Source organism: Empedobacter sedimenti (assembly GCF_030005555.1).
Taxonomy (GTDB): domain Bacteria; phylum Bacteroidota; class Bacteroidia; order Flavobacteriales; family Weeksellaceae; genus Empedobacter; species Empedobacter sedimenti.
Genome location: NZ_JASCQG010000027.1, coordinates 1 through 12,601 on the forward strand (window position 1 = coordinate 1; position 12,601 = coordinate 12,601).

The 12,601-nt window shown below is 30.4% G+C and carries 8 protein-coding genes and 1 pseudogene; 4 read left to right on the forward strand and 5 right to left on the reverse strand.

What is annotated here, in order from left to right:
* The first annotated feature begins 337 nt into the window (after positions 1-337).
* Positions 338-1,267 carry a glutaminase gene (locus QHG34_RS15470; RefSeq protein WP_282631129.1) on the forward strand — a complete coding sequence of 310 codons (930 nt, stop codon included), beginning with the start codon at positions 338-340 and terminating at the stop codon, positions 1,265-1,267.
* On the opposite strand, the gene cmk is transcribed toward QHG34_RS15470, so the two are convergent.
* Entirely contained in the window at positions 1,257-2,033 is a 777-nt protein-coding gene (gene cmk / locus QHG34_RS15475; protein ID WP_320416887.1) for a (d)CMP kinase, read from the reverse strand. The two genes, QHG34_RS15470 and cmk, sit on opposite strands and share 11 nt — an antisense overlap.
* Positions 1,996-3,021 (reverse strand): type IX secretion system protein PorQ, encoded by a 1,026-nt coding sequence (gene porQ / locus QHG34_RS15480; RefSeq protein ID WP_282631130.1) that lies wholly within the window; start codon positions 3,019-3,021, stop codon positions 1,996-1,998. Before porQ ends, cmk begins: the two co-directional genes overlap by 38 nt.
* Positions 3,022-3,137: 116 nt before the next feature.
* On the opposite strand from porQ, the gene QHG34_RS15485 reads away from it, so the two are divergent.
* Positions 3,138-5,420, forward strand: a complete 2,283-nt coding sequence (locus QHG34_RS15485) for a DUF2339 domain-containing protein (protein WP_282631131.1) — start codon at positions 3,138-3,140, stop codon at positions 5,418-5,420.
* On the opposite strand, the gene QHG34_RS15490 is transcribed toward QHG34_RS15485, so the two are convergent.
* Entirely contained in the window at positions 5,417-6,712 is a 1,296-nt protein-coding gene (locus QHG34_RS15490; RefSeq protein ID WP_282631132.1) for a mechanosensitive ion channel family protein, read from the reverse strand. The two genes, QHG34_RS15485 and QHG34_RS15490, sit on opposite strands and share 4 nt — an antisense overlap.
* Positions 6,713-6,892: 180 nt before the next feature.
* Here QHG34_RS15490 and zupT point away from each other — a divergent pair, with 180 nt between their 5' ends.
* Complete coding sequence (zupT, locus tag QHG34_RS15495; protein ID WP_282631133.1) at positions 6,893-7,675, forward strand: zinc transporter ZupT; 783 nt, start codon at positions 6,893-6,895, stop codon at positions 7,673-7,675.
* 49 nt (positions 7,676-7,724) lie between these two features.
* Here zupT and QHG34_RS15500 read toward each other — a convergent pair whose 3' ends face one another.
* Together QHG34_RS15500 and QHG34_RS15875 are read right to left on the reverse strand one after the other, a co-directional pair.
* On the reverse strand, positions 7,725-9,131 hold the full coding sequence (locus QHG34_RS15500; protein WP_282631134.1) for a glycosyltransferase family 2 protein: 1,407 nt from the start codon (positions 9,129-9,131) through the stop codon (positions 7,725-7,727).
* Between the two features lie 430 nt (positions 9,132-9,561).
* Positions 9,562-10,595: pseudogene (locus QHG34_RS15875) on the reverse strand (DNA cytosine methyltransferase).
* A gap of 344 nt (positions 10,596-10,939) precedes the next feature.
* Here QHG34_RS15875 and QHG34_RS15515 point away from each other — a divergent pair.
* Positions 10,940-12,193 carry a tyrosine-type recombinase/integrase gene (locus QHG34_RS15515; RefSeq protein ID WP_282631135.1) on the forward strand — a complete coding sequence of 418 codons (1,254 nt, stop codon included), beginning with the start codon at positions 10,940-10,942 and terminating at the stop codon, positions 12,191-12,193.
* Positions 12,194-12,601 lie beyond the last annotated feature (408 nt).

Genomic DNA, 12,601 nt, shown 5'->3' on the forward strand with positions numbered 1-12,601 from the left:
ATGACATTTTATGTATATTCTTAAGTTGTGATACCGAAACAAGTTCAGCAAGTATGGGTGAATGAAGAATTTTTTAACTTAAAACTTATTACTTAATACTTAGAACTTGAAAACACCCCTGTAGTCCCCTCGAGGGGACAGTTTCTATATCTATATTATTTTTTACTGTAAGAAATGATTAGACGGTGATGGTTTGCTGTTTCAAGCTAACCAACAGCGGATACTTTGTGGTTAACTGCTCGGGAAAATTGTCGCGAAGCGAGAAGGGACTTGAGAAAACATTTTATTACTCAAAAAACAAATTATAAATTTACTTTTACATTCTATTATATATACAATGATTTCGAAAGAGAAAGAATATTTTGAGATAATCAATCAGATTTACCTAAAAGTAATTGAGGAAGAAAATTTAGGCGAAACAGCGAGTTATATTCCTGAACTATCTATAATAGATGGCGAAAAGTTTGGTGTATCCTTATTGTTTACAGATCAGCTTCAGTTTGGGTTTGGTGATTGTGAAGAAAAATTTTCGATTCAAAGTATTTCTAAAGTTTTGCTTTTGGCTTTAGTTTATAGAGAAATTGGAGAGAAAATATGGGAGAGAGTTGATGTAGAACCTTCGGGAACTCCTTTTAATTCGTTATTGCAATTAGAAACTGACAAAGGAATTCCGAGAAATCCGTTTATTAACTCTGGAGCTTTGGTTGTTTGTGATATATTAATTGATATTTGTGATAATCCGAAAGAGTACTTCTTAGATTTCGTAAAAAAGGTATCTGGAAATTATTTTATTCAGTATTCTGATAATATAGCAAAAAGTGAATTTTCTACAGCTTACAGAAATGCTGCGTTAACAAATTTTATCAAATCATTGGGCAATATTCATAACTCTCCAGACGAAGTTTTGGATTTGTATGTTTACATCTGCTCGATTGAAATGACGTGTATGGAATTGAGTAAAACTTTCTCATTTTTAGCTAATAAAGGAAAAAATTTGTTTGATGATTATCAAGTTTTAAATGTTAGTCAAACAAAAAGAATCAATGCAATTATGCAAACTTGTGGTTTCTATGATGAATCTGGCGAATTTGCTTTCCGTGTTGGTTTACCAGGAAAAAGTGGTGTTGGTGGAGGAATAGTTGCAATTATGCCCAAACATTACATTGTTTCCGTTTGGAGTCCTAAGTTAAATACGAAAGGAAACTCGTATCGTGGAATGAAATTTTTGGAAGAATTTACAACTGCTACAGAAGATTCTATTTTCTAGATTCGATAATTTCCATCACTTTGCTCACGGTTTCCTCTAAATTCATGTTTGAATTATCAACTTCGATCGCATCATCAGCTTTGCGAAGTGGCGAATATGCACGATGAGAATCAATGTAATCTCTTTCGTTTACATTTTTAAGAACCTCATCCATCGAAATATTTTTTCCTTGTTGTTGATATTCAAGAAAACGACGCTGTGCACGAACTTCTGGAGAAGCTGTTACAAAAATTTTGATATCTGCATTAGGAAAAACTGTCGTACCAATATCTCGACCATCCATTACAATTCCACCATTATTTCCTATTTGTTGTTGTAATGCAACACAATAATCGCGAACAGCAGGAATCTCAGATATTGGACTTACCATTTTAGATATTTCTATTGAACGAATCTCTGCTTCTACATTCTGACCATTAAGATAAGTATTGTTCTTCTGTGTAGATTCGTCTTTTTTGAATTCAATTTTAATCTCATTAAGATGCTCTATCAAAGAATTTATATCAATTTCTTGATTTTGAATATAATTATTTTGAAAAGCATATAACGTTACAGCACGATACATCGCTCCACTATCAATATGTGTATAGCCAAGATTTTTTGCGATAATTTTTGACATCGAACTTTTTCCTGTCGAAGAATATCCGTCGATTGCAATGATTAAATCTTCTTTCATTAAAATAGAAATAGTTGACAAAGATAATATTTTCTTGAAGTTTTCACTATTATTATAACCAAGGATTACTTCTCCAATAATCGCGCCCATTAATAAGACGATCTAAATTAAATAAAATTCCGAAATGATTAGATCCTCCCGATTTATGATAATTAGCGTGACTAAACTCGAAACGAAAAGCATTAACACGAATTCCAAAACCGTATGTTAATCCTGAAAGAGAACGAATTCCGTCAGTTGACAACTCATTTCCTCGTTTGAAATTATAACCTAAACGCATGTTAAAATCAGACTCTGGAAACAACTCTGCTCCAACCGAAACGTGATCGATCATTTTTCGTCCACCAGAAACTTCTTGCCCGTTTTTATTGTAAGGTTGAGAAATATCAAACTTTTGTAAATCGTGTAACGACAAGGTAAACTCTAACGGAACATGTTCTAATCGATGCGAAATTCCTAAATTAACTTGCGTTGGCATATCTTCTCTTTTGCCGTTATATGTTTGGATTTGAGAACCTATGTTACGAACAACCAAGGAAACATTAATATTTTTATCAAAATCGTGGTAAGAAAGGCCAATATCTCCGGCAATTGCAGAAGATTTATACGATTCTATTGTCGAATTAATGTATTTTAAATTAGCTCCAACTATCCAATAATCTCCCAAAACACGAGCGTAACCAACTGTAATTGCTGCATCATTTGCTTTGAAATTACCAGTTATGTTTCCATTTTCGTCCGTACCAATCAATTTTCCATAATCTACATATTGACCATGAACAGAAAGAAAATTATCTTGATCGATTTCATAAACTGTAGAAAATGTACCGAAATTAACATCTGCAATATAATTTACATAATTAATTCCTAATTGCCCGTGCATTTCACGATTCATCAAAGCCGGATTCCATAAAGATGAATTTGGATCCGCATCCCAAGAAGTAGCTGCATTTCCTCCTAAAGCAGCTTGCCGTGGCGAAGTTGTAATATTAAGAAACTCGTATACACGCGTTCCGTCTTGTGCAAAAACAACAAAAGAACACGTCAAAAGACACAAAGTATAGAGTTTTCTAAACATCTAGCAAAAGTAAATATTTTGTTGAATAACGAAAATAGTATGATTTTGGTATATGTAAATTAAATTTTAAGCGTTTTGAAATAAATGCTTAAATTCAACTTACCTAAATAAATGCTATGGATTTCATTATTGCCTTAATTGTACTTATTTTGATTGTGATTTTGTTTAACAAAGTAGCACAACTAAAAAAGATGATTGATTTTCAGGATCTGAAAATTAAAAATCTACAAGAGCAATTACAAAAACAATCAACAACTGTAAAACAACCCGAAATAGTTCGTCAAGAAATTCATCAACCAAAAGTTGAAGAACCTATTCGCGAAAAAATTGTGGCGCAAGCTAAACCTCAACCCGTTTTACAGAACGAAATAAAACCAATTAATGAACAAAGTTTTACTCCTCAACCAAAGGCAGAAAATACATTTGACCAGTTTATCAACAACACAATTGGTTTTATTAAAGACAATTTCTTAACTATTTTCGGGATTGTAACCTTAGTGCTTGGAATTGGTTATTTTGTAAAATACGCAATAGATCAGAATTGGATTAATGAAACTTTCCGAGTAATGATAGGTATTGTTGTAGGATTAACCATTATTGGAACAGCACATAAGATTAGAAAAAATTTCGCCGTTTTTTCTTCCATTTTGATTGGTGGCGGATTAACCGTTCTGTATTTTACACTTACCATTGCATTCAGAGAATATCATTTACTTTCTCAAAACATCACTTTTGCATTACTAACAGTCGTAAACATTTTATCTATTGTCTTGGCATTTGCATACAATCGTCAAGTTTTGGCTATTTTCTCTATCATTGGTGGGTTTTCAGCTCCGTTAATGATTAGTACTGGCGAAAGCAATTTTGTTTTCTTATTCTCATACATCGTACTTCTCAACCTAAGTATGTTACTAATGTCGTGGCGAAAAAACTGGCAAATCATTTCTTACATTGCTTTTTTGTTTACCACAATCTATAGTTTTGCATGGATAAATGAAGAACACACGCAAAAGCAATTTATTTTCTTTATCGCTTTATATCTCCTTTTTGCAATAACAACGTTGATCAACTATTTTAGAAAAAATGAATTTTCTGTTTGGAATTGCATTTTATTCATAACAAATACCATTTTTTCGGCTGTATTATTATCTATGGTTGATGTAGAAATGGATTATTCAGCAAGTATCTGCGCAATTTTTGGTGCTATAAACGCCATTTTCGCTTTATATGTTTACAAAACAACTCAACACAAATTATTACTAAATACCTTAATCGGATTAAGTATTTCATCAATTACAGCTGCAATTGGATTTAAATTCGATGCAAATATTGCTGCAATTTGTTTTGCTATCGAATCAAGTTTGTTATTATTCTTATGGAAAAAGAGTAATGAAAACATTTTCAAAGTGTTTTTTATTATCATGTTTCCGTTCTTATTCGTTTTCCTTTGTATTAATTGGTATGATTATCTTGGTACAGAAGAAAGATTAGCTGTCATTTTCAATCATGTTTTTAGCACAAGTTTCATTGTCTTAATTTGTTCTATTGCCAATATTTACTTGATGAAAGATTTCGAAACGGAAGAACATTTTCTTGGATTCAAAATAACTCATTCAAAATTCATTTTCGTTTTAACATCTATCTTATTAATGTATGCTGGAATTTTGTTCGAATTAATTTACCAAATCGAACCGTACTTCTCTATCACACTCATCACTAGTTATGTCTTTATTTATACTTTATTCTTTATTGCAACTATATTATTGGCAAGAAAAAAACTAAAATTAGGCAAAACAATACAGCTTGTTTTACAAATAGGAAGTGCGTTTTGTATCTTATTTTTACCACTTTCTGCAAATATACCAGGCGAAGCAAACCAAGATAATTTCGCGTTAAGTAGCTATTTCATTTACCTTACTTATCTTATACCAACTTCGTATTTGTTCTATTTAATTTTTAGAAAAAGTGATTTCAAAACATCAAGAATATTACAAATCATTTCAATGTTATTTTTGGTTTACATCATAAGTTTCGAAATGTATAACTCATTTATGATTGCAACACTAAATCCTGTAGGAAATAACTTTGAACATCAATTTGATATTTTCCGAATGATCTTATTACCTATTATCTGGGCAATATTAGGATTTGGTTTAATGTATTATGGCTTAAAAAATCAACTAAAAGCATTTCCTATTGTCGGAATTGTATTATTTGGCTTAATTATTCTGAAACTTTATTTAGTAGACGTTTGGGAAATGAGTAATGTTTTCAGAATTGTGTCTTTTATCGTTTTAGGAATCTTGATTTTATCGACATCATTCATGTATCAAAAACTAAGAAATTTGATGAAAAATTTAATGGATAAACCCGACGAAAACACAGAAGCAGAACTTTAAAGTTCTGCTTCTGTGTTTGAACGTCGCTCTAACAAAGCCTTTGCAATGGTTTGCATATCATCGGATGAAGGCGACTCAAAAATCTCTAAATGAAACAACGGAACAACCGCAATAACATGGTCAAAAATATCGGCCATAATAATTTCGTACTCATTCCACGCTGTTGTATTGGTAAACATAAACAACTCAATAGGTAATCCGTGTTCTGTCGGTTGAAGTTGACGAACCTCGAACATCAAATCTGTTCTTATTTTTGGACTATTATAAGTATAAGTTTTGATGTATTGTCTAAACAACCCAATATTCGTCATTCGTCGACCATTAGCCAAAACTGTCGGATCGACTTTGTTTGACATATTATATTGTTGAATTTCATTGGAACGATCAACAATATAATCGTGTAACATGCGAATCTTTTTCAATTCTTCGATTTCTTTTTCTGACACAAAACGAATCGAATTCATTTTGATATTTATCGAACGTTTTATTCGTCGTCCACCTGCATTTTGCATTCCCCGGTAATTGCGAAACGAATCTGAAACCAACGCATATGTAGGAATTGTAGTAATCGTTTTATCAAAATTCTGAACTTTTACTGTTCCTAAATTAATCTCAATTACTGTTCCGTCAGCTCCATATTTAGTCATCTCAATCCAATCGCCAACGCGAACCATATCGTTCATCGAAACTTGAATACTCGCCACAAATCCTAAAATAGAGTCTTTGAAAACTAACATCAAAACTGCCGAAGCAGCACCCAAAGAAACTAAAAATGTAATGGGCGATTTCCCTGTAAGAATAGAAAACGTAAGAATTCCGCACACAAAAAAGATCAGAATATTGGCAACTTGCAAGTAACTATCTATCGGTTTATCGGCAAAAGATTTGTTTCCACGAAGAAAATCACGAAACGTTCGGAAAATTGCGTTAAACAAAAAACCAACTGCAACAACTAAAGCGACATCTGTAATTTGAGTTGCTATTTTTATCCAGTTCGGAAATCCTTGAAAAATAAGCGGAATTGCTTCTTGTGCAATAATTATAGGCACCAAATGCGTCAAATATTGTAAGACTTTATTCTTTATTAGTAAATCGTCAATCTTTGTTTTAGTCTTAGAAATAGCATTTGTCGCAACTAACAATAATACTTTTCGCAATAAAAAATCGACTGCATAAAGTATAATTAACAATGCAACGGACAAAGTAAATGATGTCAAAAGTATGGTCCAATAACTAGAAAGACCCATTTTATCTATCATTTGTAACATCCAGCGGTATACTTCGCTTTGCATCGTTTTATCTAATAATTCCATCTTCAATAAAAATCTATCCGAACAAAAATAAGTTTATCCTTTAACAAAAAACAGTAAAACTGATAAATTACATTCAATAACTTCCAGATATCTTATTTAGTTTGGTTCAATAAAAATAATTAAATATTTTTGTTAGATTAATCTAACTTTAAAAACTTAATGTTTTCAGAGCCTTTGATATTTGCTTTTTGTTTAACCCTATTCGCAGGACTTAGCACCGGAATTGGAAGTTTACTGTGCTTGATGTACAAAAAATTTAATCCAAAATTTTTAGGAATCATGCTAGGACTTTCTGCTGGAGTTATGCTATACGTTTCATTTGTAGAAATCTTAACAAAAGCAAAAACATCATTAAGCAGTGTTTTTGGAGACAAGTTAGGTTATACTTACGCCATAATTGGATTTTTTGTCGGAATATTACTCATCATATTAATTGACAAAATTTTACCTCATCATCACAATCACGAGAATGAAGAAGAATCTACAGATCAAAAACTATTACGATTAGGCTTATTTTCTGCGGTCACTTTATCTATTCATAATTTCCCTGAAGGTTTAGCCACTTTTTTAACCGCTTTAGATGATCCGAATTATGGGATTTCTATTGCGGCTGCTATTGCAATCCATAATATCCCAGAAGGAATTGCTGTTGCTATACCAATTTATTACGCCACAAAGAATCGTAAAAAAGCATTTACTTACTCTTTTCTGTCTGGTTTAACAGAACCAATTGGAGCTTTGATTGGATATTATATCTTACTTCAGTTTTTTGATGAATCCATTTTCGGTGCTGTATTTGCCGGCGTTGCAGGAATGATGGTTTACATTTCTATAAACGAGTTAATTCCGACAGCGAACAAATACGCCGGAAAAAAATTATCAACTTATGGAATTGTTTGCGGAATGCTGATTATGGCAGTTAGCTTAGTTTTATTTGTATAAACAAAGCCTCTTGTAAAAAGAAGCTTTAGTACTATGATATAAACTATTTTCAACTTGTTTGAGGAAGTTCTCTTGTTAACCAACCGCTTCGTCCTGCAGTAATAATGGCATATGGAGTGATCCAAAATAATGTAAACATGTAAAAAATACTGTAAGCGTAAGCCAATAAAGCTTCGTTAAAATTATACTTTCTTGCATAAAAAATCATTTGAATACTAGAAAACAATAATACTCCTGACAATGTACTTGTCAAAAATAACAATGGATGTGTAACAACGAAAAATATTAAGATTAAAAATAATGGAATTGCCATAATTAATTTAACCCATTGCATTGTTAATATAATTCGAGTTCCGGTTGTAGAACCATCTCTAAAGTTTTTGAAGGCAAATTTCGACATCATTATATTCTCTCTCACATTACTTCTTTCCCAGCGAATAAACATTTTGTACAAGTTTTTATAACGCTCTGGAATATTTGTAAAAACCATTGCATTTTTCTGGAAGTAAACATGTAAACCTTGCTTCAAAATCATATTTGTTAAAGCTCTATCTTCTCCAATTGTACTTGGCTGACCTAGAAAAGACTGGTTAATCCATTCATCCAAACAATTCATAACAGCATCTTTACGATAAGCAGCTAATGCTCCTGGTGTACAAAAGACTGAACCTAAAGCACTTTGCGCAGAACGAACAAACTCGAAACTAAATGTGAAACTTACATTCAACATCTTCGGAATTATCCCTTTCTCTTTATTTAAAACGCGTACATTACCTGCAACTGCGCCACAATCCTTTTTAACTACAAAAGGACTTACCAAAAATCTCAACGTGTTTTCGTCTACAATAGAATCGCTATCAACTGTTACAAAAACATCACCTTTACCAGTTGTAAAACCTCTGTAAAGTGCATGTCTTTTTCCCATATTCTTAGGTTGCTGAAACAATGTTAACCTAGCTCCTAATACTTGTTTTGCTTTTAGCAACCAATCCCATGTATCATCCTTACTTCCGTCATCTATTGCTAAAATCTCTAATTTTTCTGCAGGATAATTACTATCAGCTAAACTAAGCAATGTGTCATACACTAATTTTCCTTCATTGTAAGCAGGTACAATTACAGTACATTGTGGCAGTTCTTCATCTGATACATTTTTAATCGGTTTATACTTTATATAGAGGTATCCCATGTACGAAAGAAATATTATTTTTAGGATCAAAAGTGATAAACCAATACTATAAATTGCAACACCCCACCAAGACTCTAACTTAGCGTTGTGCCATTCTAGTATTTCATTCTCATAAATAATTAAAAAAAGAATAGAAGCCAACATAATTACAAAACTAACACCTATGATTATATAATCTTTTTTGGTAAGAGTATTCTTAGATATTCGTTCTAAAAATTTATTACGATCTTGTTTCTTTTTTAATTTTTCCGAATGTATCACCTTCATGTTTAATTTATGTTCCTCGGAGGTTAATAGATTCTTGTTGTTAAAATTGTTTTTTAAATGTGTAGTAGGCATACGAGTAATTTTAAAGTTTTAATATATAGATTACTCAAAAAGGGACAACTACTATGCCGTTAGAAGTTAATTTAACTCATGAAAAGTTAATTAAATACTAAATAATAAATACTTAAAAAACTGATAATCTAGCTTACAAAACAAAATATTCTACTATTTTAATAGAGATTTAAAAGAAATAGAAAAAAGAAGGCTGTTAATAAAAACAAAAAAAACTTCCCTAGGCACAGAGAAGCATTTTTGAGAAATGATATAAATTAACACATGAGGATTTTGTTACTGCAAAAGTAAGCTGCAAATTAAAATCTAAGCTTAACTAAATATCATTAGATTGTTAAGGGAGGATTAAATAGAAAGATTATGAATTATGAACAGAGCATTGTTCATCTAATTTCTTTCTTGAATTTGTATTAATCTGATTTTTTATTGAATTAGCTAGAAAACGAGCTAAATTAACAGGAACAGCATTTCCTATCATCTTATATCCATCTGCAATATTAACGTAATGAAATATAAAATCATCAGGAAAAGTCTGAATTCGGGCACATTCTCTTACACTTAACCTTCTGTAAAGTTTTTCTTTACCGTTTGCAAATTTCATAACATCCTTTTCTACCTTTTCCATTTTTGGAGCTTGCGGATGTATAGGGGCATGTCTTCCCCCTGCTTGTATTGTAAACGAAGGTTCGTCCCAGGTTCTAACTCTATTTCTAGACATAAACATACTTGAAAAACTACCTATCATATATTCATGATTAGGTATAATACATTTATCATGATTAGATTTATTCGTTTCTAATGCGGGCAGAACTGAATCTTGTAGATCTCCAATTGTATCACTCAAAACTATTGGGTCAAAATTAGGATTGTCAAATTTATAGGTGAAACCTAAATCCTTTCTAATTCCTACAAAAATTATTCTTTTTCTATCTGTGGCACATTGTAGTTAGACGCATTTACCATCTCAAATGATAACTCATAACCAATACCAGCATTTTTAAATAATTCTTTAATATTTTCTAACGCTACAGAATGCTTTTGTATCAACATTCCACTGACATTTTCGGCAAGAAAAAACTTTGGTTGTTTAGCTTCGAGAATTCTTATAAATTCAAAAAAAAGTTGCCCTCTTTTATCTTTAATCCCTTTCCCAGTACCAGCTTCACTCCAACTTTAACAAGGAGGACCACCAATTATACCATCACAATCTGGGACATCATCTGATGGAACATCTGTAATACTACGTTTGTCTAAAAATGTTTCAGAATGATTAAATTCATAGGTTTTCCAAATACTTTTATCATATTCATTAGCCCAAACAACATTAAAACCAGCTTTAGAAAAACCTAGATCTAATCCTCCCGCACCTGCAAAAAATGATACAATATTCATAAAATTGATTTTAATCAAAAATACTTAAAAGAAACGACAAGAGATGTCATTTGAAATATTATTATCAAACAAGTTGCCACCCTTTTCACCACCCATAAAAAAATAAATCCCTTAAGTATAATTACTTAAGGGATTTATCAGTACTCGGAGTGGGAGTCTTACCTATAGGAATTTTATATATAAATTATATATAAACAAACTTCTAAACACCTCTATTTACAGCACTTTAATCTATTTTTAAAGTTTTTGTATAAAATTAATTATTGAATTATTACTAAAAATGTGTTTACAAATGTGATAACATTTTAGGCATCGTATTTGAATATTTATTTTAAAAAAACAATATGGCTAAAGGTAATTTTTCGGTAAGAACAAACTCGGATTGGAATAGTTTAACTTACAAATTTAGAGAATCAAGAAATTCAAAACAATTAAGTCTTACGATTGATGAAATTAAAATCCCAAAAAATTGTTGGGATAAAAATCTAAAAAAAGTTAAAAAGAATTCTCAAGTAGAATTTAACAAGTTAAATATAAGAATTAAAGAATTTGATTTATTTATTATGAATTCATACCATAAATCTGTTCTTGAAGGAAAAAACATAGACAAGGAATGGCTCTTGTCTAATTATTATTCTTTTTTTGAATTAGAAAATCCAAATAAAACTCAAAAAACACCTGAATTTTTACTTGATTTCATTAAATTTCACATAAATGAAAAGAAAAATGAATTTAGTCAAAATACCATAAAAGGATATAATTCTACCTACAATTTGTTATTTGATTTTGAAAAAAGTAAAAAACTAAAATTGAATTTTAAAGAGTTCAATTTACACATGTTTGAAAAATTAATAGAATTTTGTAACTTAAAAAGATATTCTTCATCAACAATTGGAACTTTTGTTAATAAAATTAAGGCAATCTTTAAACAAGCTAATGAATATAGAATAGAGGTTAATGATGATTATTTGCTTGGAAAATTTATATATAAAGTAACACCTAAAGATTATATTTATTTGAATGATGATGAGATTATAAGAATAAGTAAATTAGAACTTACTAAATTTTCTATGTATGATAACGCAAGAGACTGGTTATTAATAGGCTGTTATACAGGACAAAGAGTTAGTGACTTGTTCAATTTAGAAAACGCTGTCTTGAATAATAATATGTACACGCATAAAAACATTAAAACGGGTAAGGAAGTTCTAATTCCAAATAGTTTAAAACTTCAAGAAATTCTAAAAAAATATGAAGGGAGTTTTCCAAGAAAAATTTCAGATGTAAAATTTAACGAATACATTAAAGAAGTTTGTAAGAAAGCTGAAATAAATAAAATTGTAAGAGGATCAAAGCTTTGTAAAGAACTAATTAACGGAAAAGAGGAATTTAGAAAAATTGAAGGAAATTATGAAAAATGGGAACTTGTGACATCTCATACATGTAGAAGAACTTTAATAACTAAACTAATGGATGAACCTTTATTAAAACCTCATCAAATAATGGTCATGACTGGGCATTCTGATATTAAAATGCTACAGCGATATAATAAAATTGAAAAAGAGAAATCTGTACAAGCATTAGCAGATTTTATATAAAAACAAAGGGGGCTACATCAAAAGTAAATATGATATAGCCCTCTTCCTTGTTATAGGGTTGTGTATTTTAGCTATTAATGTCTTCTGTAGTCCTGATAATCACTTGTATCAGCAGGTAACACGCCTTCTAAACAATTATTTAACATTGTCATAAATAATATAAATAAAATTAATATAATAAATGAAACAAATATTTTAAAACCTTTACTATTATTAGGAACATAATTATTAACAAGGCTGTATATTATAATATATATAAATGCACATATAATAAGATATAGAATTATTGTAATCTTCCCCTTGTTAGGAACATTTAAAAGTATAGTTTTTATTTAATATTATTGTATTATTATTTTGATTAATTTGAAATGTAGGAAAATCATTAGGATTTTTGACCTTACCATATTT

Excerpts from the sequence above, each read along its gene's own strand:
- QHG34_RS15470 (WP_282631129.1), top strand. The coding sequence starts at position 338 with ATGATTTCGAAAGAGAAAGAATATTTTGAGATAATCAATCAGATTTAC.
- cmk (WP_320416887.1), bottom strand. The coding sequence starts at position 2,033 with ATGGGCGCGATTATTGGAGAAGTAATCCTTGGTTATAATAATAGTGAA.
- porQ (WP_282631130.1), bottom strand. The coding sequence starts at position 3,021 with ATGTTTAGAAAACTCTATACTTTGTGTCTTTTGACGTGTTCTTTTGTT.
- QHG34_RS15485 (WP_282631131.1), top strand. The coding sequence starts at position 3,138 with ATGGATTTCATTATTGCCTTAATTGTACTTATTTTGATTGTGATTTTG.
- QHG34_RS15490 (WP_282631132.1), bottom strand. The coding sequence starts at position 6,712 with ATGCAAAGCGAAGTATACCGCTGGATGTTACAAATGATAGATAAAATG.
- zupT (WP_282631133.1), top strand. The coding sequence starts at position 6,893 with ATGTTTTCAGAGCCTTTGATATTTGCTTTTTGTTTAACCCTATTCGCA.
- QHG34_RS15500 (WP_282631134.1), bottom strand. The coding sequence starts at position 9,131 with ATGAAGGTGATACATTCGGAAAAATTAAAAAAGAAACAAGATCGTAAT.
- QHG34_RS15515 (WP_282631135.1), top strand. The coding sequence starts at position 10,940 with ATGGCTAAAGGTAATTTTTCGGTAAGAACAAACTCGGATTGGAATAGT.